Source organism: Paenibacillus sp. HW567 (assembly GCF_000374185.1).
Classification (GTDB): Bacteria; Bacillota; Bacilli; order Paenibacillales; family Paenibacillaceae; genus Paenibacillus_AQ.
Map to the genome: position 1 here is coordinate 4186075 of NZ_KB910518.1, position 22626 is coordinate 4208700.

Annotated in this window: 23 protein-coding genes; 2 read left to right on the forward strand and 21 right to left on the reverse strand. The window is 49.4% G+C overall.

Annotated elements, in window-relative coordinates:
* Positions 1–3: 3 nt before the first annotated feature.
* The 12 genes from B212_RS0118925 to B212_RS0118980 form a co-directional block, all read right to left on the reverse strand.
* Positions 4–876, reverse strand: coding sequence for a carbohydrate ABC transporter permease (locus B212_RS0118925; RefSeq protein WP_019912564.1), 873 nt, complete (start codon positions 874–876; stop codon positions 4–6).
* A 40-nt stretch (positions 877–916) separates the two neighbouring features.
* A complete protein-coding gene (locus B212_RS0118930) occupies positions 917–1819 on the reverse strand; it encodes an ABC transporter permease (RefSeq protein ID WP_019912565.1) in 903 nt (300 codons plus the stop codon).
* A 95-nt stretch (positions 1820–1914) separates the two neighbouring features.
* Entirely contained in the window at positions 1915–3522 is a 1608-nt protein-coding gene (locus tag B212_RS0118935; RefSeq protein ID WP_019912566.1) for an extracellular solute-binding protein, read from the reverse strand.
* A gap of 412 nt (positions 3523–3934) precedes the next feature.
* On the reverse strand, positions 3935–4771 hold the full coding sequence (locus tag B212_RS0118940) for a metallophosphoesterase (RefSeq protein WP_019912568.1): 837 nt from the start codon (positions 4769–4771) through the stop codon (positions 3935–3937).
* Between the two features lie 76 nt (positions 4772–4847).
* Positions 4848–5339, reverse strand: coding sequence for a DedA family protein (locus B212_RS0118945; RefSeq protein ID WP_019912569.1), 492 nt, complete (start codon positions 5337–5339; stop codon positions 4848–4850).
* A 5-nt stretch (positions 5340–5344) separates the two neighbouring features.
* Positions 5345–5869, reverse strand: coding sequence for a CDP-diacylglycerol--serine O-phosphatidyltransferase (pssA, locus tag B212_RS0118950; protein ID WP_019912570.1), 525 nt, complete (start codon positions 5867–5869; stop codon positions 5345–5347).
* A 27-nt stretch (positions 5870–5896) separates the two neighbouring features.
* The gene (locus B212_RS0118955; protein ID WP_019912571.1) at positions 5897–6583 is read right to left on the reverse strand and encodes a response regulator transcription factor; all 687 of its coding nucleotides are present in this window, start codon (positions 6581–6583) and stop codon (positions 5897–5899) included.
* Between the two features lie 33 nt (positions 6584–6616).
* Positions 6617–8368, reverse strand: coding sequence for a sensor histidine kinase (locus B212_RS0118960; RefSeq protein ID WP_019912573.1), 1752 nt, complete (start codon positions 8366–8368; stop codon positions 6617–6619).
* 141 nt (positions 8369–8509) lie between these two features.
* The gene (locus tag B212_RS0118965) at positions 8510–9115 is read right to left on the reverse strand and encodes a pentapeptide repeat-containing protein (RefSeq protein WP_019912574.1); all 606 of its coding nucleotides are present in this window, start codon (positions 9113–9115) and stop codon (positions 8510–8512) included.
* A gap of 186 nt (positions 9116–9301) precedes the next feature.
* Positions 9302–9619 carry a hypothetical protein gene (locus tag B212_RS0118970; RefSeq protein WP_019912575.1) on the reverse strand — a complete coding sequence of 106 codons (318 nt, stop codon included), beginning with the start codon at positions 9617–9619 and terminating at the stop codon, positions 9302–9304.
* 4 nt (positions 9620–9623) lie between these two features.
* The gene (gene uvrA / locus B212_RS0118975; protein ID WP_019912576.1) at positions 9624–12458 is read right to left on the reverse strand and encodes an excinuclease ABC subunit UvrA; all 2835 of its coding nucleotides are present in this window, start codon (positions 12456–12458) and stop codon (positions 9624–9626) included.
* Between the two features lie 148 nt (positions 12459–12606).
* The gene (locus B212_RS0118980; protein WP_019912578.1) at positions 12607–13110 is read right to left on the reverse strand and encodes a CarD family transcriptional regulator; all 504 of its coding nucleotides are present in this window, start codon (positions 13108–13110) and stop codon (positions 12607–12609) included.
* Positions 13111–13395: 285 nt separating this feature from the next.
* On the opposite strand from B212_RS0118980, the gene B212_RS0118985 reads away from it, so the two are divergent.
* Entirely contained in the window at positions 13396–14274 is an 879-nt protein-coding gene (locus B212_RS0118985) for a glycosyltransferase family 2 protein (RefSeq protein ID WP_019912579.1), read from the forward strand.
* 132 nt (positions 14275–14406) lie between these two features.
* Here B212_RS0118985 and B212_RS0118990 read toward each other — a convergent pair whose 3' ends face one another.
* The 7 genes from B212_RS0118990 to B212_RS0119020 all read right to left on the reverse strand — a co-directional run bounded on the left by B212_RS0118990 (position 14407) and on the right by B212_RS0119020 (position 19174).
* On the reverse strand, positions 14407–15414 hold the full coding sequence (locus B212_RS0118990) for an alpha/beta hydrolase family protein (RefSeq protein ID WP_019912580.1): 1008 nt from the start codon (positions 15412–15414) through the stop codon (positions 14407–14409).
* 281 nt (positions 15415–15695) lie between these two features.
* Positions 15696–16334: a GNAT family N-acetyltransferase gene (locus tag B212_RS0118995; RefSeq protein WP_019912581.1), complete on the reverse strand. Its 639-nt coding sequence runs from the start codon at positions 16332–16334 to the stop codon at positions 15696–15698.
* Positions 16331–17122: a MerR family transcriptional regulator gene (locus tag B212_RS0119000; protein WP_019912582.1), complete on the reverse strand. Its 792-nt coding sequence runs from the start codon at positions 17120–17122 to the stop codon at positions 16331–16333. Before B212_RS0119000 ends, B212_RS0118995 begins: the two co-directional genes overlap by 4 nt.
* Before the next feature lie 250 nt (positions 17123–17372).
* A complete protein-coding gene (locus tag B212_RS35070) occupies positions 17373–17585 on the reverse strand; it encodes a hypothetical protein (protein WP_019912583.1) in 213 nt (70 codons plus the stop codon).
* A 60-nt stretch (positions 17586–17645) separates the two neighbouring features.
* Complete coding sequence (locus B212_RS0119010; RefSeq protein ID WP_019912584.1) at positions 17646–17987, reverse strand: Asp23/Gls24 family envelope stress response protein; 342 nt, start codon at positions 17985–17987, stop codon at positions 17646–17648.
* Between the two features lie 16 nt (positions 17988–18003).
* Positions 18004–18591, reverse strand: a complete 588-nt coding sequence (locus B212_RS0119015; protein ID WP_019912585.1) for a TetR/AcrR family transcriptional regulator — start codon at positions 18589–18591, stop codon at positions 18004–18006.
* Between the two features lie 166 nt (positions 18592–18757).
* Positions 18758–19174, reverse strand: a complete 417-nt coding sequence (locus tag B212_RS0119020) for a MarR family winged helix-turn-helix transcriptional regulator (RefSeq protein ID WP_019912586.1) — start codon at positions 19172–19174, stop codon at positions 18758–18760.
* A 139-nt stretch (positions 19175–19313) separates the two neighbouring features.
* On the opposite strand from B212_RS0119020, the gene B212_RS0119025 reads away from it, so the two are divergent.
* A complete protein-coding gene (locus B212_RS0119025) occupies positions 19314–19784 on the forward strand; it encodes a DUF2798 domain-containing protein (protein ID WP_019912587.1) in 471 nt (156 codons plus the stop codon).
* Positions 19785–19902: 118 nt separating this feature from the next.
* Here the strand turns inward: B212_RS0119025 and B212_RS0119030 are convergent, their stop codons facing one another.
* Together B212_RS0119030 and B212_RS0119035 are read right to left on the reverse strand one after the other, a co-directional pair.
* Positions 19903–21636, reverse strand: coding sequence for a hypothetical protein (locus B212_RS0119030; protein WP_019912588.1), 1734 nt, complete (start codon positions 21634–21636; stop codon positions 19903–19905).
* A 29-nt stretch (positions 21637–21665) separates the two neighbouring features.
* On the reverse strand, positions 21666–22625 hold the full coding sequence (locus B212_RS0119035; protein WP_019912589.1) for a sugar phosphate isomerase/epimerase family protein: 960 nt from the start codon (positions 22623–22625) through the stop codon (positions 21666–21668).
* Position 22626 lies beyond the last annotated feature (1 nt).

Sequence of the window (22626 nt, forward strand, 5' to 3'; positions counted from 1 at the left end):
GTCTTAACCCTTAACCGCGCCCACCATCATACCGCTGATGAAGTAACGCTGCAAGAACGGATATACAATCAGAATCGGGAGTGTTGTGAAAATAACACTGGCTGCCTTCAGGCTCTCCGGCATCAGCTTGTTCATGCCAAGACCCTCCTGCTGCATCAAATCGCTGACCTGATTGTTCTGGATCATCTGGTACAGCTTGAGCTGCAGCGGATATAAATCTGTGTTGTTGATATACATCAGAGCGTCCTGGAATCCGTTCCAGCGGCCCACGGCGTAGAACAGGCTGAGCGTAGCCAGCGCAGGGAGCGACAACGGGAGAATAATGCGGAACAAGGTACCCAGATGGGTGGCCCCGTCAATTTCGGCCGCTTCTTCCAGACCTTTGGGAATACTGTTCAGGAAAGAGATCAGGATAATCATATAGAAGGGGCTGATCAGCCCGGGCAGCACCAGCGCCCAGACCGAATCGAGCAGATGGAGATTGCGGACGAGGATGTAATCGGGAATAATCCCGCCGCTGAAGAACATCGTAATCACAATAATCAGCATGAACCATTTTCGTCCCCGCAGATCCTTTTTGGAGAGCGAGAACGCAACGGCTATCGTCATGGCCATAGACAGCACTGTAGCCAGAATAGTCAGAAAGATCGTGAAGCCAAGAGAACGGATCATGGACATATCGGAGAACACCTGAGTGTACGCTTCAAAGCTGATTTCTCTGGGGAAAAAGCTGACCAGTCCCGCCATAATCGGACGGCTGGAGCTTAAGGATATCGCAATAATGTGAATAAAAGGCATTAGGCACAGGATAACAACGAAAGTAATTAACAGGATATTAACCATATCGAATACCCGGTTGGTTGCGCGCTCACTCATTTAGTTTCCCCCTCATTCTCTGTTTGTTCCGGCGCTTTGACTAGAGTATGCTCTCATCCGCCAGCTTCTTGGATGCATAGTTTGAGCCGAGCAGGAAGACCAGTCCTACCAGCGCTTGGAACAGCCCTACAGCCGTTGCCAGTGAAATTTGCCCGGACTCAATGCCGATGCGGTATACAAAGGTGCTCAGCACTTCCGAATATTCCCGCACTGCGACGTTGCCGATAATGAACGGGCGGTCGAAGCCGATGGAGATCATATTGCCCAGGTTGATGATAAGCAGTGTGGCGATGGTAGTTTTAATACCCGGCAAAGAGATATGCAGAATCTTCTTGAACCGGCCTGCCCCATCCACCTCCGCTGCCTCGAACAGCTCTTTGTTGATCCCGGTCAGCGCCGCCAGGTACAGAATCGTTCCCCAGCCTGCACTTTGCCATACGCCAATCAGAAGATAGGTGATGAGCCAGTAATTTTTATCGGAGAGAAAAGGAATGGCCTCCAGCCCCATGCCGGTCAGCAGGTTATTAATGAATCCCGACTGGGTTCCGAATACCTGCAGCACAATGCCGCCGATAATGACCCATGAAATAAAATGGGGGATGTACAGAATCGTCTGGGCGAATTTTTTGAACCAGGTAATTCTCAGCTCGTAGAGCATAATGGCGAGAATCAGCGGTGCGGGAAAAGATACGATCAGGTCCAGCAAATTCAGCATCAGTGTGTTGCGCAGTGCAACGAAGAAATTGTTGTTCTGGAACACTTCCCGGAAGACATCCAGCCCGACCCACTCACTGCCGCCAATCCCCTGGAAAAAGTTAAAATCCTTGAAGGCAATCTGCACCCCGTACATGGGTCCGTATTTAAAAATAATGAAGTAAATGACCGGCAGCATCAGTATTGCATACAACTGCCAGTGTCTGCGTAAGTAAACGGAATTCTTCACTGCCTTCACTCTCCTCGTCCGCCCTGCGGCAGCGGATGGCAGGGAGCCGGCCCCGGCTCCCTCTCCACCTTAATCCCGCCGTCATTCAGCTTTTTTTATTTGGAGCCCATTGCCTTGTATGCTTCGGTGCGTTCGTCCAGAATCGCCTGGCCGCCGCTGGCCATATAGTCTTTCATCATCGAATCATAAGTGCTGTCGAACTGATCCGGCTTGATCATAGTCAGCTTAACGATGATTTCCTGGAACTTGTCGGCCAGCGCCGTGCCGTATTTCGCTTCCGCTTCAATCGGATGGTCGAACCGTACCGGCTGAATGTTGTCCGTATTGGAGATTTCTACCGATTTGCGCATGTCTGCCTGATATTTCTCTGGTGTCTGTGCAATGTACGCCGCTTCATTCTTGGCATCGTCTCCGGCATATTTACCATTAACGATGACAGCAAGGTCACCGAAGTTGTAAATCCGGTCCATCGCTTCCTGGGTTGCATCAGGCTTCACTACAGGCACTCCGTTTACCAGCGTGTAGTTCTCGTTCTCCACCCCAAACTGCATATCGAACAGGTTCGTGCCGGAAGCCATCCAATCAAGATATTTCAGCGCCGCTTCGGCGTTTTTGCTGGATTTCGGAATCATGACATACATCGCGTTCGGCGCATAAGCCGGCTTGGCATGCTTGCCTTCCGAGTTCGTGAAGGCATCGACCGGAGTAATTACAGCGCCGGGAACATTGGCCTGCAGGTTCTCATAGCCGCCATTTGCGCTGAAGTACAGCTCTCCGGCATCCTCGGTATAAAAGCCGAGCAGACCGTTCTGCAGATTCTGCCATAGCTGCTTCTTGTCTTTATCCAGGCCGAAGTCTTTGCTCATGAGGCCTTCATTGTACAGCTTGTTCATGAATTTCAGACCATCCTTGAAGCCGGGAAGCAAGGTTGGATAATCATTGGAGCCAAGCTGCTGGGTGAGCGTGTACCGCTGCTCATCGGTGAGCGGCTGGATGAAGGACCAGAGAAGCGGCTCATATTGGGCCGATGCCAGGCTCACGCCGAACGGAATAACCTTGCCGCCGGTATTGCCCGGGTCTTTATCCTTAAATGCCTTCAGCGCAGTGTACAGCTCATCTGTTGTCTGCGGCACCGGCAGGCCCAGCTTGTCCAGCCAATCTTGACGGATGTAGCCGGCATATTTCCCAAGCACAAGTCTTCTGCCTGGAAGTGCGAATTGCTTTCCTTTATATTGTCCGTAGGCTAGAGTATCTTCGCCCAGAAATTTCTTAAGATTAGGTGCATCCTTATCCAGCAAATCTGTAAGATCCGTCAGACCGCCCTGCTCTGCATACCGGTTAAAGGTCCCCGAATCGTAAGTGAACACGATGTCCGGCACTTCACTTTGGCTGGCCATCAGGACGTTCAGCTTCTGAATTTCTTCAGAACGCGGCACCGGTACGAACTGTACATTAATATTGTTCGGCTTGCCGAAGCGCTCCTGCACAAGTCTCGTCAAATAACTGTCGGTGATGGTATAACCGGCAGGTGAATTCCCCCGGTCAAACAGCTCCACCTTTAATGTAGTAGGCTTTGAGGAATCTGACGCTGCATTCCCGCTGGAAGCATCCTCCTTGGAAGAACATGCGGATAACAGCATTGAGGAGATTAATACGACTGCCAATGCGGGGCTTGCCCATTTTTTTGACCAACCTTTTGTCATTCTCTCATCACCTTTCCCCTTATAATGTTACTTAACGTTCCATCGAATGCTTCGCCGGATGTTCATGACGCCTTCGATGTCACCAAGTATTACATGTAAATATGAAACTGCACAATAAACCATTTTCAGAAAGACAAAATCATTTTCAGAGAGGGCAATAAACAATTATCGCCACAATAAACTGCTTTCCACATAGGGCACAAATGCCCGTTGTGCCTGGGTTTAATCTTATTTTGATCCCGGATTGGGTGGTTTATCCGTGTAATTCCCCCTAATCCATTTCCGCTGGCTTCCGTATCAGAACATCATAACACATCAAAAAGACGCTCCCGGAATACCAGAAACGCCTGTAATTTATACCTTATGTTATATTAACTAACACATAATTAGTCTCTAAATGGATTTTAGTTTATTATGTCACACTTACCCGGAAGGCATTAACGCTGTAGTTACTCCCATTGATGGTCAAAACCGCATCGTAGTATCCCCTGTCACCGTTCGGCTTGCATTTATAATCCCCCGAGCAGCCGCAGACGAAAAATTTGGTCTTGGTGTAACCCGGGTAAATATTGTTAAGCTTCCGGTAAAATAAATGTCCGTGATGAGTGAAAATTGCCAGGACCCTGTCTCTTGCTTTTAATGGGATTGCATTAAAAAATTTGCTTGTTTCCGTCCCGCTTAACACATGGCTGGGATCTACAGTGATTCCGGCGATCTTCAGGGGCCAATGAAAATCAATAATGTAATAATGCTTGTCGTCCAAATTTTTGAGCAATCTAATACTGGCCGGACTGAATACACCCAGAGCACAATCAAGCCAAACATACTTCACTTTGGTCTGCGTCCCCGGAAAGTTCATTTGTCCGGCAGCAGCCCCCAGATATTTGGTGAACAATGATCGGGTGCTCGCCTCCCAATTACCAATCGACGCTTTGTAAGGAATCGTTCCAAGTGTGCCCGTAACCGTATCTTTGAAATCCTTGTAGTACTCATCCGCATGATTGCCATGATCGGCCCCCGCCTGCGCATTATCTCCGCCAAAAATAACAAACCTCTTATTCCCGCTGCTCACAGCCTTCGGCAAAAGATTCTTGAAAATACTCGAGCTGTTCCCATACCCCACATGACTGTCGCCTATAACCGCAAAATGGATATCCTGCTGAACCTTCACAATAGGCTTAAAGCTGCGTTTCCGTCCAGTGCTGAGGGGAAGACTTTGTCTGCGGCCAGGCTTCACCTGCTTTTTCATCACGGACCACCTCTCCCATGCAAGTATTGAATATATGTATATTCAATATCATTTGGAAGATCGTGGACATTACCCCTTAGAAGGAAAACTTATTCCCCACAAAATAACCGATAGACACAAACAAAACAGTCCAGACAGCCGCGCCGATGCAGCAGAGCAAAATATATTTTTTAAACGGCATCACCGTAATTCCTGATATGTATCCTGCTGCGTGTCTGACTCCGGGAATAAAATAAGAAAGAAAGACCGTCCAAACTCCATATTTTGCAAACCATTTTCTGACCTTTCTATATCGTTTAGGCGTCAAGCCTACCCATTTCCCGCATTTGTGAATAATACTGTAGCCGAGCTTTCTTCCAATGGTATAACTGATCGTCATCCCTGCTACTGATCCTATGAAACTAAACAGTAACACAAGCAAGTAATTCAGCACATGCAGAGAACTTAAATATCCAACAAACACCATTAGTGTCTCATCCGGTATAGGAAGACCTATAATACCAAGAGCGAGTAAGGCTACAATTGCCGCATAACCGTATTGCGAGATGAATTGTATAGCCATTTCCATGATTGTCACTTCCTGATAGATATCTTCTTCAATGATGGGAATCGGATTCGGCTAACCATTAAAAAGGAAAGGGCGCCAATTAAGGCGAGGATTGCAGCCGGTTCCATACGCAGTTTGGTCAGAGAAAAGAAAGATAGAATGACTCCCGCCGCTGTAATCGGCATACCCGTAAATTCCGTACTGGATGCCGATATATTGAACCGTGCTAACCGCAGAGCGCCGCATATTATAAATACAATGGCTGCAACGGCTTCTATTCCGTGTAAGCTCCCCAAATGATGCAGCAGAATCAGAAAAACAGGCGCTGCGCCAAATGAAATCAGATCTGCCAGAGAATCGAGCTGTTTGCCGAATTCACTCGTACAGTTCATTAATCTGGCTAGCAGTCCGTCCAGCACATCAAAAAAAGCCGCGATTAAAATTAAAATGAAAGCTGTCTTATAATATCCTTCGATCGTAAAAATCAGTGAAGCCGCTCCAGATCCTAAATTGAATACAGTGCAGATAGTTGGAATATATTTCAAAATCATGTATGTCTTCTCCTTCCTGAACCCTTGCTAATCCCTAATCTCTTGGTGGAACTTATATCCCGCCCCGATCACCGTGCGGATAAAGCTCGACTCATATCCAAGCTTCGCTCTCAGCTTCTTAATATGTGAATCTACAACCCGGTGATCTCCGTCAAAATCCATGCCCCACACCCGGTTAATGATTGCCTCACGCGAAATCACTACATTCTCATTACTGATGAGCAGCAATAACAGCTCATATTCCTTCGGTGTCAGCTCGACCTCTCTGCCATCCACTTCCAGCTTGTGGGCCAACGTGTTCAGCACCGCAGACCCGAATTCCAGCATATGCCCCTGGGGCTTATAATTTTCAATCACGCGCTTCATCAGCGAGTTGGCTCTGGCAATCAGCACCTTGGGACTGAACGGCTTGGTCACATAATCATCCGCCCCAAGCTCAAAGCCGTACACCTTGTCATGATCCGCCGACTTGGCTGTGAGAATAATGATTGGTACTCCTGAACGGCTGCGTACTTTCCGGCATACCTCGAACCCGTCCATCTTGGGCATCATCACATCGAGAATCAATAAATCCGGGTATAACGTTTCGAAATCGTCCAGCGCATCCATCCCGTTCTCGGCCTCAATGACCTCCCAGCCGTCCTGAATGAAATAATCGGATATAATTTCCCGGATTCGGGTCTCATCTTCAACAATAAGCACTTTCTTAGGCACTACGTTCCCTTCTTTCAATCTTCAGACTGGAGTTCAGTTGCTGAAATGAATAATGAACCGGACTCCGTTCTGCAAATTTTCCGCCGCATAGTCAAAGCCGTGCATCTCGAGAATCTGCTGGGCGATCGACAGACCCAGCCCTGTGCCGCCGGTTTTGCGGCTGCGTGAAGGCTCTCCCCGATAAAACCGGTCCCAAATCAGATCGAGCTGATCTTCCGGTATGCCCTCACCTATATTATCTACGTAGAGAATAGTACTGGTGTCGCTGTGAATTTCAATTGTAATGACACTTCCTTCTTCCGCATGGCGAATGGCATTCATAATCAGGTTGACAATGACCTGCTCAATCCATTCCGGATCAGCCAGCACCTGCTGTTCATTCACAGGCACAACGATAATCTCCAGTTCCTTCTCCTTGAGCAGATACACCAGCTTGTCAGCAACCTTCTCAACCCGCTCACTGAGCAGAAACATCCTTTTTCTCAGCTCAATGGTCCCTGACTCCAGCCTCGCCAAATCGAGCATGTCCTTAATTAACATTTCCATCTTGCCAGCTTCTTCGATAATAACGGAAGTATAGTGCTCGCGTTTATTAACATTCACACCATCCTGCAAGCCTTCCGCGAAGCTTTTGACAATACTCAGCGGCGTCTTTAGTTCATGCGAAGCGTTGGCGAAGAAGCTCTGTTGGAGCACTTCAAGTTTCTGTTTTTGCTCAATATCCTCCTGCAATTTGGCGTTGGCTTCTTTCAAGTCACTAAGCGCCTTGTCCAGCTTCTGGGACATCTCCAGCATACTGCCCGACAGACTGCCTAGCTCGTCATTCTGGCGTATTGGCGAGACGGCCGAAAAGTCGAAGTTAAGCATCCGCTTGGCCATTTGATTCAAGGCAATCAGCGGTTTGGTCACGATTTTGGAGAAGAATAAGGAAAGAATGAGAATAAGGAAGAACCCTCCGATTCCCAAATAGATAAAGAACTCGCGCAGCGCATCATTGGCATCGCCAATCTCCTGAATAGAGGTAACCGAGAACAGTATTTCCATGTCCCCATTATTCTTCAGTACAGGCTGCAGAATAATTACATTGTTCGTTCCGCTCCAGGATTCAAACCACGGCAGCTCCTGCGTCTCCATATTATTCAGCCGCTTCTTTAATTCGCCGGATAACGGGAAGGTCTCGGACAACGCCAGCATGAGCAGACCTTGACGCTGATTCCAGATTTTGAAGTAAGGCATTTCAATATCGGTTACAATTCCTGAGAGCCGGGAGGAGACTTCTCCTTCGTACTGGCCAATCGCTTTTGATTTTGACAGAAAAATCTTCTCGGGGTACAGCACACCGGCATTCTCTTTCCCCCGTTGCTCAATATCTCCCAAAAGCGTTATCCGGTCTCCCTTCTGAATGTTTGCAGCTCTGAACTCATCCCCATACAGGGTCATAAAGAGCGATAACGATACAAGAATCTTCTGGCCGTCATCCTGCTTTACAACCATATGGTAAGGATCATCCACCATCATCTTGCCATCTATATCCATAATCGCCAACTGGCTTCTGTTGCTGGTCATGAATTTGAGCATTTCACGTGTGAGCTGGCTTGAGCTCCAGTCCTTGCGGGAATAATCGGTGGCGAACTTCTTCAGACGCTGCTCCACCTTGTTCAATTTATGATTCTCGTAAAAGTTATTAAACAGCAGCAGTTGAGATAGAATAATCATCATATAAAAAAATGCAAAAAACAAAACCGTGATCATAAACAGCTTGAACGTAATGCTTCTATTTTTCATAGGATCTCCTTGCATGTCAGCTCTATTTATCTATTATAACTGATCGGTTTGTTCATTATGTGTCCATAAAAAAAAGAAGGTGTCCCAAAGCCGGAATGATGAATGGCTTGGAACACCTCTCTTGTAGAAGCAACTATGTATTTAATCTACCTTCGCGCCATAGGAACGTAAGAACAGAACCGCCTGCTCCCTGTCCATCCGTACACCTTTGACATTCAGTGCCTTTAGATCAATGCCTTCCAGCTTGGCCTCCCGCAGGTCTGCTCCCGTCAGCGTGGCTTTACCCAGCATAACTCTTGTCAGGTCGCAGTCTCTTAAGTCCGCCTTTGATAGATCACTTTCCGACAGATCTGCCTCAAAAAAACGAATCCCCCGCAAATCCTGCTTGCCCAGCTTAGTGTGCCTCAGATTCGTGTAGGACCAGTCGCCTCCGCTCAGCGTAATGCCGTCCATCTGAGCGCCCGCGAAGTCCGATCCGGTCATTTTACAGGTAATGAATTTGGTCACAAACAGATTTGCGCCGGTGAACTTACAATTCTCGAAGGCCGATTCGGTGTGGATGGACGCATTTAAGGCAGCGCCTTTAAAATCACATTCAATAAACCGGCAATGGCTGGTATCAATTTCGTCCATAGAAGTATTCATAAAGGTACACTTTGTAAACGTGCAGCGGACAAGCTCCCCATAACGCAAGTCCTGCCCGTCAAAACGGATTTCTGTAAATTCCCGATCCTTGTATTGATACATTATTCTGCCTCCTATCATAAACTTAGCGACCTTCTCCAATTGTAACCCGGGAAAAGATCGCCGTCTCTATATAAGCTATTATTTTTGGGGCTGGACGTAACTGCGGGGAATGTTTGGACTTCCGGCCGCTCCGCTCCGTAAGTATCCAAACTTCCCCTCCGCTACTTCGCCCCTTACAGGGGGGGATTACCGCTTTTTGCGGCGGGGGGGTTTTTTGGAGGCAAGCTTCTCCTCCGCCAGCCTGTTCATTTCTTCTATATAATGCTGCTCCTGACGAAGCTTCTCGGCGGCAGCCTGCTCGGATTTCATTTGCAAATCCTTCATGATCTCCTCATGAAGGTTCGGGTCAGAAATACTCAGATGATGCTCAAAGGCCTCCGGGTACAGGAAGCTTTTCTCCCCTGCCCCTCCAGAAAACACAACCGTTATCCGCCCGCCGTCATTACTTGATACGGTCCCAGAACCAAAACGGACATGAGAAACCTGCTTTTTTATCAGATTCATTGCCTTAATACTCCTTTTCCAGCTCTTTTCGCAAATACCGGCCCGTGTAGCTCCGTTCATGCCGCGCCACCTCTTCAGGAGTACCTGTGCAGACCACCTCGCCGCCCCCGGCTCCCCCTTCGGGGCCGAGATCAATAATGTAGTCCGCATTCTTGATCAGCTCCAGGTTATGCTCGATAACCACCACGGTATTGCCGGCATCGGTCAGCGAATGCAGAACATGAATTAATTGATGCACATCGGCAAAATGCAGTCCGGTGGTCGGCTCATCCATGACATAAATCGTGGACCCGGTCGCCGGCTTGAGCAGCTCTGTCGCCAGCTTTACCCGCTGCGCTTCACCGCCGGACAAGGTGGTCGCGGATTGGCCGAGCTTGATGTATCCCAGCCCAACATTGCAGAGCGCCTCGATCTTTTTACGGATTCTGGGGATGTTCCCGAAGAAAGCAACAGCCTCCTGAGCCGTCATATCCAGCACGTCAGCAATGCTTTTGCCTTTATAGCGGACTTCAAGCGTCTCACGGCCGTATCTCCGGCCTTTGCACACACTGCAGGGCACATGCACATCGGGCAGAAAATGCATCTCTACCCTGACCAGCCCTTCGCCCGCACAAGCTTCACAGCGCCCGCCTTTAATATTGAAGGAGAACCGGCCCGGGCCATACGCCCGAAGCTTGGCTTCATTCGTCAGTGAGAACAGCGTACGGATATTGTCAAAGACACCGGTGTAGGTCGCCGGATTGGAGCGCGGTGTGCGTCCGATCGGATTCTGGTCGATATTAATGATTTTATCGAGATGCTCAAGCCCCTCTATTCCCGAATGGGCTCCGGCAACAGTATGCGCTCTGTTCAGGGCAGCAGCCAGCTTCTTATATAAGATTTCGTTGATCAGACTGGATTTCCCGGACCCTGATACGCCTGTTACACAAGTGAAGGTCCCGAGCGGAATGGACACATCCAATCCCTTCAGATTGTTGGCGGCTGCGCCTACGATAGTCAGCTTGTTACCGGTTCCGGCGCGCCGTGTTTCCGGCACCGGGATATGCATTTTATGTGCGAGATACTGACCGGTGATTGACCGGGGTTCAGCCATAATGTCCTGCACAGCGCCCTGTGCAATGATCTCTCCTCCGTTCGTTCCCGCATAAGGGCCAATATCCACGATCCAGTCCGCTTGACGTATGGTATCTTCATCATGCTCCACTACGATCAAGGTATTGCCGAGATCACGCATTTTTCCCAAAGCCGCAAGCAAACGGTCATTGTCACGCTGATGCAGGCCAATCGAAGGCTCATCCAGAATATACAGCACACCCATAAGCCCGGAGCCGAGCTGTGTTGCCAGAAGAATGCGCTGGCTCTCGCCGCCGGATAAGGTTCCCGAAGCTCTTGCAAGTGTCAGATAGTTAAGCCCTACGTTCCTCAGGAACTGGAATCTTGAATCTATTTCCTGCACAATCGAATCGGCGATATCTGAATGCTCCTTAGACAAGCTCAAGCTCCCAATAAACTGTACAGCAGCATCTATAGATAATTTGCAGAATTCCGATATATTCAGCCCGTCAATCCTGACCGCAAGCACTACAGGCGACAGCCGGTCACCGTGACAAGCCGGACAAGGCAAAACCGACATGTATTCTTCCAGCTCATTATGCATCTCTTCTGATTGTGTCTCCCGGTAACGCCGCTCCAGATTAACGACTATGCCCTCAAAGGATTCTTTAATATATTTTCTCAGAGCTTCACTGGGATGGAATACTTCAAGCTTCTCTCCACCCGTCCCATACAGAAGGGCGTTCATTGCTTCCTGGGAGAGCTGCTCCAGCGGGGTATCGAAGTCGAAGCCATACTTTTTCCCCAGCGCTTCATAGTACATTTTGCAAAAAGAATTCGTCTTCACATTGTTCCAGCCATTGGCCGCAATCGCGCCCGAATTGATCGAGCGGCTGAGGTCGGGAATGACCTTGCCCGGGTCTACCTTCAACTGTGAACCGAGGCCGGAACAGGCCGGACATGCACCTTCATGGTTGTTAAAGGAGAACAATCGCGGAGATAGCTCCGGCAATGAGACTGTACAGTAAGGGCAGGCGTAATTCTGGGAGAACATCGTCGCTTCACCGCTGGCCGTCTGATGGATGATCACCAGGTCTCCCGATAAGGCGAATGCTGTCTCAAGCGAGTCGGCAAGTCTTTGATAATCCACCTCTTTTACAATCAGACGGTCAATAACGATTTCGATATTATGCTGCTTATTCTTGTCCAGGCGGATTTCACTCATTAGATCATGAACCTCACCGTCCACCCTTACGCGGGCATACCCGCTCAGCTTGGCCTGTTCGAATACCTTCTGATGCCCGCCCTTTTTGCCCCGGATCACAGGAGCCAGGATTTCGTATTTCGTTCCGGTCGGCAATCTGCCGATCTGCTCCATAATCTCATCAACGGACTGGCGTTTGATCATCCGCCCGCAGGACGGGCAATGAGGCGTTCCGATCTTGGACCACAGCAGACGTAAATAATCATAAATCTCCGTTACCGTACCTACGGTTGAGCGCGGATTGTTGGAGGTTGTTTTTTGTTCAATCGCTATCGCAGGGGAGAGGCCGTCAATCGCATCCACATCCGGCTTACCCATCAGCCCCAGAAATTGTCTGGCATATGAAGAGAGGGATTCCACATACCGCATTTGCCCTTCCGCATATAACGTATCAAAAGCCAAGCTCGATTTTCCCGACCCGCTGACGCCTGTGAAAACTACAAATTGGTTGCGGGGGATGCTAAGGCTAACATCTTTCAGATTATTTTCCCTTGCTCCGCTGACACTTATATATTTCTGCATTCGTAACTCCTCCTGATATCAGCTCGGGTCAAGCAGCGTCTCACTCTTCATAAATTAATTTTATCATATGCATGTCAAGTCTTTTTACCATATATTGTTATTCTATTGAGAATTATTTTGAGTAGAACTATCAAATGTTACTATGCGTCTAGTCTGCGAGAGCCGCTTCCCTCTGCCGGATATCTTCCCGTACCAGCAGTCCTGCTTCTTCCGCAGTAACCTTCTTGATCAGCATCAGCTCGCTTTCCAGCAGCAGAATCGTCTGCTCCATAATGTACTTGTCATCCGAGTTCACTCTTATCCCATGCGCCTTACAGCAGCTTACATCTCGTATAATCTGGTACAAATCAGAGATTCTCCCCGCATTCAGCTTCTTTTTCAGCAGGAGTTTCCGGTCCGTGTTATTGTCAGGCATTTTGACGGATTTGGAGAAAAAGAGCTTTCTCGCTTCCTCCAGTTGATCTGGCGATGCCAGCCGGCGAAGACCCATCTTCTCGGCATTGTCTGTCGGAACATACGCAATCAGGCTGTTCAACTGCAAGTGGATTGTATAGTACTCTCTTGGACAACCCATGAACTGCTGCGTCTCAACGGAGCTTACACAGCCCGCCCCCTGTAACGGATAAAACACCTTGGCTCCAGATTCTAACATTTGCTGACCCCCACTCTTATTGTCCGTATCATTACCATCGCAATAACACTATCAATATGATGATATAAAAGCGCCACAAAGCTGCAGCTCAGTTGTGCTTCCTATAATAACTATAACACACCATTGTCAAGCCCCCCCTGCGAGCCTGACCCCAGATGGATATCAGAATGGGAAGAAAAAATGAAACAATCAGGACTATATTCAGCTAAATAGACAAGTATACAGTTCATAGAGCACGTATCTCACATACAATAATTCTGAATAGACAGATGGGCGGTGAGGGTATTGGCCAAAATATCAGTTCTCATGCCGGTTTATAATATGGCTCCGTATATTGAAGAAGCAATCTGCAGTATATTAACGCAAACCTATCAGGATTTCGAATTTCTTATTATTGATGACGGATCAATGGATGGAACCTTGGATATTATCAGAAAATTCAATGACAGCCGGATAAGAGTGATTGAGCATCCGATAAACCTGGGATTAATTGAGTCCTTAAATCAAGGCATTGACTTATGCACGGGTGAGTATATTGCCCGAATGGATGGTGATGATATCGCTCTGCCCCACCGTTTAGAACGTCAAGTGACATTTATGGACATTCATCAGCATTGCGGGGTTTGCGGTTCTCAGGTTCGTTTCCTGGGAATAGATGGTGTTACCACTAAGCCTTTGAACCATGAGGAGATCAGATGCTGGCAGTTATTCCACTGTTCAATCGTTCATCCAACCGTTATGATCCGAAAATCCGTACTGGAGAACCACGGGATCAGGTATTTGTATTATTATCATGCCGAGGATTATGAAATATGGAATCGCCTAGCGGAAGTTACGCAGTTAGTGAATCTTCCTGATGTGTTGCACATATACAGACAGCATCCCAATCAGATATCAAGTATTCACCGATATGCACAAGAAATACAAACCGAAACCATTCGCAGAGATCAATTACGTCTGCTCGGCATTGAACCCTCGGCTGAGGAGTACCAGATTCACTTGGATTTTTGCCATTTTAGAATACGTGTGTATGAACCCGAGCACTACAATAAATGCTTAGTATGGGCTCACAAAATTCTGGAGGGCAATTTACGGAGACAAAAGTATGACCATCAAACCTTAATTATGGTATTGTCCCAATGCTTTAGTAAATTAAGATATTAATATTATGACAAAATGGAACTCCCCTCCAAGTTCACTCGTCTCCTCATGGTACCACACAAGTTTTTTAGAGCGTCTACTTGAAGGGGATATTTTTATTTGCATGTATCGTTGTATTTTAGAAATTAAAGCTTTTCAAGGCAGCGCCTTCAGAAACTGTGCAATTTGCTCCATGTAGCCGTTCACTGTAATTTTTCTCGGCGCGAACAGGCTGATGAGCAAGGCGCGGAATTCGGAATTTGCGGTCTGGGTCGTCAGCATGGAATGCTCTGTATCTGCAAACACCTTGACCGACAGCAAGGATGAAGGGTTCACCTCTTTCCGGTACACCTGTTCCGTCTCCTTCCAATCCACATTGATATCCTTATCCCCCAGGAGGAGGAGCACGGGAGAATTGAAGTTATGCAGATCGGCGGTTGCATCGGCCCTGAAGTTCTTGCTGACAAAGGTCCAGCGTTCGTTGGACATCACATCATCCTTATGCGCTGCGGCTGCATATTCTTCATAGGATGCGCCCTTCTTCAAAAGCTCCTTCAATTGCCGTTCATACGCGATTTGCTTGGAAATTTCCGCCTCAGAGTGTCCGTCCTTTGCCATTTGCCCGCGGGTGTTATATTCGCCCTGGGTCAGCCAGTTGATGGCAGGGGATACCAGAATGCTGAAGGCAAGCGGTTCTTTCCCCGCAAGCTTCGGAATGACCCATCCCGCTTGACTTGCTCCCCATACACCGATACGCGTATCGTCAATCATCGGCTGCATTCTGGCCCAGGCCAGCGCCTGGCGGGCTTCCTCTACACGGTCGTCAATGCTCTGATCGAGCCAGTTCCCTTCAGAGCCGTCAATGCCCCGCTTGTTCAGAGACAGGGAAGCATACCCTTGGAAAGCAAGCTTCTCCCATAGCGGCTTATACCCTTCCTCATGCGAAGCATTGATTGGACCGTCGCCATGAATGAACAGCACCAATCCCAGCTTGCCGGACTCCTTCTTGGGCAGGACAAGCGTACCTGTCAATTTACCCTGAGGGGAGGGGATCTCAATGGATTCCTCCACCATGTCAAAGCTGTTTTGCTTCAGTATGTAGAGCACTGCCCCTATACATATCAACATCATACCGATGAGCGTTATGCCAATTTTTCTTTTCATAGATGCTTCCTCCAAGAATAAAGTTCATGCTGTATAAGTTGAACCATGTATTTATATATTGGGGGCTGGTCATGACTGCGGGGAATGTTAGGACTTCCGGCCGCTGTTGTGCTTGGATTTCCTGATTGAAACCGCTGACGCGGTAGAAATCCAAACATAGCCTAATCATACGGCCAGCTTTCCTACGGAAAGCTCTCAGGCGGACGCTGACGCCCCATAAGTATCCAAACTTCCCCTCCGCATGCCTACCTTTTTTATGATTTTTCAAGTTCAACTTATAGCTAAAATTTCAAAATCATATAGTCCCACTTCCATTCATGAAAAAGAACGTAACTCAGCAGGCTGATCTCCTTCTCATGGGTGCGGAAGGATTGCTGCTCATACAGGCGTTTGGCGCCTTGATTGCTGCCGGAAACGTGCAGGCTCAGATAATTGAGCAATGGCTGTCCCACAGCGTATTGGTGCGCCCATTGCAGCAGCAGCTTGCCTACCCCTTTCCCGCGATGCCAGGTATGAACGGAAAGATCGGCAATATAACATTCTCCGGCCTGCGGCTTATGGTTCAGGAAATACAAAGCGGCTGCCAGCTTCAGCACCTTCCATTTTCCGAACTGATTCATTTCCTCTGTTAGCTGAAATTTGGTGAGAGAACGGGCCGCAGCATCACCCGCACCTGCTCCCGGCTGCCACTGGATGGACAAGGTTCCAATGACCGTTCCTTCCTGAAGCGCCACCATTCTTTGACTGGCGGTTTCTTCCGGGAAGACATCCAGCAGCCTTTCGAAAAATAGCGCCAGCTCGTTATGGGCAAGCCTCGACAAGCGGCCAAACTTGCTGCTGAACCCGTCCGCAATCAGGTAGCTGACCTCCCGGTTATATTTGGCCTCCATCGGTTCAATGGTGATAGGAGCGCTCGTCACGGTGCACTCCCCTCTTCGGCAGGTACGCCCGCTTCAAGCTGCAGCAGCAGCTCGTAATGAAGCTTATCCTGACTGAACAGGGAGAGATACGATTTCTCGATCAGAACAAGCGGCCCTGTCACAGCATAGGATTGCGCTGCTGCATAGTCATAGAACCGCGCAATCTGCCGGTCAAGCTCAGCTTCATGCTCAATTGCGAATTGGGAGATGAGATACTCTCCCGCAGGCAAGACCCGGCTGCCCTGCTCCCGGACCTCCGTATACAGTGAAACGTTGCCCGCACCATCGTATACAAAGTGAATGTCCGTTTCGAACAGATTGGCAATCTGCCCGGCTTGTCCCGCCAGCTCTCTGGCATGCAGCGTAGATTGTGAGCTCATCTCGAACCAGAACATCAAGTTCACCGGTTCCCGCCACTTCACCTGGTAAGCGGTGTTCTCTTGGCTGAAGTCCTTGTGTTCATGAAGGACCTTGCTGATAAACCGTTGAAGCGACTGCAGCCGGAGGATTTCCGCATTCGTTTCGGCCAAAGAGGTCTGAAGCACCTGCCGGACCTGCTCCGGCCCAAAGCTCGTCATGCATTCTTTGATCGACTGCACGGACAGGCCCAGCTTACGCAATAACAGAATATGCGCCAGTTGATAGATTTGCTCGATGCCGTACATTCGATACTGATTATCGCCCGTATAGGAAGGCATCAGCACTTCTTTTTCCTCGAAATAACGGATCTGATGCACAGACACATTCATTAGCTTGGCTAGCTCACTGATTGTGATCTCACTTTTCATTCTTCCCACTCCTTCGCTGCAACTGCCCTAACTCCAAGATACACCTTAGGTCAGACCTAAGGTCAAGCAGGAAAATGCGGCATGACAAAAAAGCCCCAACAATGAATAATCGAGCTGGCGTTACGGACTGAGGTGCGCTTCATTCGGATGAGAGTCACGGCTTGGATAAGTTACGGACACCACGGACCTTATGATGAAATATTCCGCGCCTAAACATTCCTTGGAGTGACCATAAGGTCCCCTCGGTCCGTTAAGTCGCAAAAAGTGGCGTTTGCTTGAAAATAACGGCTCTCCGGTCCGTATGGAGCCGACTTCGCTGCTGCGGTTTCTCTTCACCCACCCCTGTATGTATAATTTCGCCCACAGGCTCTGATGCTGATCTAGTGGACTCAAGCTTCTCCGGTCCCATGCTGGAATGCATCAGATAAATGGCAAAATCCTCACCGGGATTATTCACGATCATGGATTTTCAGCATCACCTTCAGCGGCTTGAGGTAACCGGCATTTAAGGTGACCAGGATATTCATACGATGCATTTCTCTACTTTCACATTTACACTCCGGGCGGACAGTCCGGCGAGCTTCTCAACGTCTTCCCGGACATTCATCTGCAATTCCTTGCACACCTCATTCATTCTTACGCCATACTGCACGACAATTCTCAGATTAATATCGAGTCCCGATTCTGTAGCGCTAAGCTCAATGCCGCTTTGAAGGGCTGTTCCGCTCAGCTTTCTGGTAATTTCTTCGACCATGCCTGTGGACATGGAAGCAATCCCGCCGGTGCCTGCTGCTGCCTTGCCGATGATGTTGGTTACCGCCTCTTTGGAAATGGTGATGCTCCCCAGCATATTTTGAATCAACATGACAATCCCCTCCTGTTTATCGCTTGGCCTCTTGAACTGACTTCGTCTGAACACCCTTGTAAAAAGTGTCTACTACCAGCGCCGCCGCGGATTTCACTGCAATGTGCCCGCTTTTCACCTGCTGCCAGGTTAAAAATAGCAACGAGTACAGGACGTTCATGATCCATTCTTTATCCATATCGGAGCGTAAAAAACCCTGCTGCTGCAACTGGTCAATCACATGCATGACCGGTTCTCTCAGCTTCTGGTCCGCGGCATCAATTTCCGGGTTATAGTTAACCGAGGCATCATGGGCGAGAAAATATATTTTATCCCCCAGTGGAATCAGCGCTTCTATCAGCTCCGGGATGTAAGCTTCACTGTTGGCTTCATTAAGTGCAACGCTTCGCATCGTCTCGCTTACCACCTCAATGGCCCGAAATCCCAGGTGAACCATCAGTTGCTCTCTGCTGTCCACGTAACGGTGCAATGTCGCAATCCCGATTCCTGCCGCCTCGGCAATTTCATTCATGGACGCACCCGGTTTCTCGATCAGTAAATTCGTCGCCGCATCCAGTATGGAATGAAGTCTTGTTTGTTTGACTGCCGTCATTTCTTTTTTCATCAGCGGCTCCTCTATGGATCATATTAAGTCAATTTATGATTGATGAAACAATCATTTGATAGAATATACTATCATAATTATATAATAATTGTCCTTCCGGCAATAGTCAAATTTGCGGTCATATCCTCCACAGCTATCACATTATTCACAGTGTTCAACGGGCGGCTTAGAGCCAGTCCTCCGTCAAAAGCGTCTTTAGCAGCTCCACCTGCTCAGGTCCTAATCTGTTTGCGATCTGCTGCTCCATATCCAGCTTAATCTGCAGCATGCTCCGGCATGCCTCAGCCCCTTTTCCGGTCAGCGTTATGTTCTTATCCCGTGTATTCCCCTCTACCTGAACACTCTCGACATAGTCTTCGGCAAGCAGGCCGTTGATGCATTTCTGTGCGCCCTGGCGGGAAATGTTGATTAATCTGCTGATTTCCGAAATTGACAGCATGCTATGAAGCTCAAGCTTAGCCAGAATATGAGTCTCCGTCTGATTCAACGGATGGCTGTTCCGTCTGTTCACCTCTTCCCGCAAAGCCTTATGCTTCTCACTGACGAGATCAATTAAATTCAGGTCCAGTATGTAATTCTTCATCACAAAAGCCTCCAATTATAAAGATCATTGTAGTTTATTTCTGCCAGAAAGACTTTTGTCAACTTGGTTGACGATAATTCGATTGTCTGTTAGTATGATCATCGCAGTCACAAAATTAAATTTCAAGGGAGCTTGAGCAATGGGCAAGAATAAAAAAGAAGCTTTTATCTTTACAGCCATTATGTGCACGTTGATGGTGCTCGGCATGAGCATTTACAATGTGGTGCTATTCTCAGGCTGGTCAAGCAGAGTCATTATTGAGGTGGCGACCGGCTTTGTGCCGGCATTACTTGTCGGCCTGCTTCTGGATGTGGTCGTGGTCAGCAGATTAGCCAAAGGAATTGCTCTCAGACTTCTCAAGCCAACTGATCCGGTGGTCAAAAAAATACTAACGATCTCCTTCTTCATGGTATGCGGAATGGTGCTGTGCATGTCCCTATACGGGACACTAACACACTACGGATTTAGCGGCAACTTCCTCGCCCATTACTTTTCTACGGCGGGACTCAATTTCATCTGTGCATTGCCGCTGCAATTAATTGTAGTAGGTCCGCTCACCCGGTTCCTGTTCATGCGGATATTCACGGTGCAGAATCCTACAACCGCTTGAAGGAGCATTGAGAATTCCCTCTGCTGCTTCCCTGCTTAGTTCCTCGTTTATCCAAAAAAGACATGCACACCGGATGCCTCCGGGTTGCATGTCCATGTCATCTATTCGCCGCTCTCCCTTAGGAAAGGCGGATTCGCAGCGTATAATCCAGCGGTGTAATCAGGGTCACGATGACCTTCAGACAGCCATCCGGGTAGGTCATTCCCCGGATATCCGCCAATTCATGCTCATGAGCCCCCTGCTCCAGCTCCATCCAATCTTCCCCGGCGGTATAACGGATCGTGCCGGATGCCCAGAACGAAGTGTCTCTCATCTCCGGCACAGGCACGATGCCGGTTCCCTCCAGGCTGCCTTCCTTGCCGAACAGCAGCACAATCTGCGTCAGCACATCCGACGGCGCTTGCTGGGCAAAGTGCACATCCCATCCCCCGCTGTGATCGGTCACTTGAACCGTGACCTTGCTGGGCTGGGAATGGGTGAGCGGCCGTTCCCCGTGAGGCAGCAGATACCAGGGACTGGCGGGGAAGCCGGACAGTGACGGCAGCTTGTCTCCCGGCACGGGTCCATAATAGCCCTTCTCCGCGGTGGAGCTTAAGCGGAAGCCCGAAGCCGTTTCTTCCAGCGACTGCATGGTAATCAAGCCAGGCTCGAAGCTTGAAGCGAGCTGAACTCCGAGCAGCCGGGCCTTGCCGTGCCGCAGTGAGAAATGCGAGGAAGCCTCGGTCATTACCGTTGCACTTGTGGCCCCGCTCCGAATGCGGGCAACCGGAGCGCCGAATTCGGTATGCTGCTTGCTGTGGCGGACGGGTCCGCCGTAGCCGGCTTTCCCGATTTTGCCCAGCAGCTCCTCCCGGTTGAAGGCTCCATTGATTACCTTGCGGTAATGTACAGGCAGTTCCTCCGGCTGCACGGCGGCTGCCTGCATTTGCGGATACAGCAGAAATCCGAGCATGATATTGTTCGGCAGCGAACCCGGATGGGTAACGGCGCTGCCGGCAAGCTCGGCAAGCGCCGCGAACTCGGGATCACGGTCATGCTCCGCCATCAGCTTGTAGCACAGATAATAATCCGCCAGCGAGAAGACGCTGCCGAAATCCTGGCGTCCCGAATAATCCGTGACCACTTCACCATCGGGGTGCACCAGATATTTCATCATTCGCAGATTCCGGCGTACCGGCTCCAGCAATTCGGGACGCTCCAAATCCTGCGCCGCGTAGTAGAGCATAATGTCACTGACTGTGTTGTAGATTCCGTTGCTCCGTTCGGTCCACTCGCCATCCGGCGTAATGTCCATTCCCTCCTGAAGCCACTTCTCCGCCCGCTGCTTCAAGCCCTCCAGTGCGAAAATGCGGTACAAGGAGCCGAGAGCAGCGGTAAGCACCCAGCGGTGGTTCGGGGTATGAACGCCTCCGGTCAGCATCGCCGGAACCGTCCGCTGAAGAAATAACCGGATCTGCTCGGTGACAGCGGCCAGAGGCTCCCAAGTCTGCTGCTCCAATAGCGTAAGCACGTTGGCTAAGCCAACCACCACGAACGCCGTATCCGGCGGGGAATGATAGTTGGTCCAGCCCGGTGAGATCGTGCCGTCCTCATGCTGGAACCGCAGCATGAAATCCATCCCCTCCTGAAGCTTCTCCAGCAGAGCTTCATCGTGATGATACTGCGACACAGGATTAACCAGGGAAGCGGCCCATACGGCAATAAACTGGGCCGTACCGGTGTGACTCGGCCAGGCAACACCGGTATATGGATCACGCACACCGCCGAAATAGCGGTTGCTCCGGTCCGTGATTTGACGCTGAAGCGATTCATCGGTCCACTTATCATTGATAGCGCTTATTCTCTTGAACATCTGCTACAGTTCCCTCCGTCTTCCCGCGCCTAAGCTTTCACAGCGCGCTGGGCAATTTTAGAAATAATCGTCTGGTGGCTCTGCTCAATATTCTCTGGAGTGCAGACGGCCTTAAGCTCATACACCTTAACCGGAGCCTGTGCAATAATATCCAGGAAGGAATCGAAGCCTTCTGCATCCCCGCTGTGCACATATGGACACCAATGATCCGACAGACCAATGGTTTCATGGATGTGAACCCCTACAATATCCTTGATCATTGCATTTGCTTCGTTCACATTGTCGTAGAGTCCCATCCGTCCCATCATCATGCCGTGGCCGATATCGTACCACAACCCGACCGGCGCTCCGCTTAGGCCCGATATGATCTTTCTTGCCTCCGCGAGCGTTGGCATCTGATTGCAGCGCGAGCGGGTCTCAATCCCGAATTTGACGTCATAGCCCCGTCTTGCGGACTGCTCGCAGACCTCTTCGAGACTATCGCGGATACGCCGGAGATAAACGTCACTCAAGGCTTCCCGGCGCTGGAGCATTTCAGACCAGAGCGTCTGATAAGCGGAAGATTCACGACCCTCAGCGTTGTAAATTTCCTTAAGGTGATGATCAATGTCCCAGTCAAAAGGGACCTCTCCCGGGTGTACCACAACGGCTTCCGCCCCGTAGCGGTGGGCATACTCCGCCGACTGAACCAGCAGCTCAATTGCTCTGTTCCTCCGCTCCTTATCTTCAAAGCCAAGCAGAACGGAATCCGTACCATAGTCAGGATCAGGTACATGCGGAAACGTATTATGCACACTGGAGATACCGATTTCCCCGCGCTCGATAAGCGGCTCTATCGTCTTCAGCATGTCATAAGTCACGTTGTAGTTAAGCTCAACTCTGCCAAATCCGAGTGACTTGATTTCGTGAATCATCGAATCGCCGGATTCATGGCGTTTGATATTCCAGCAGGTCGAGAAGGAGTACTGTTCTTTAGATGTGAATTCCATT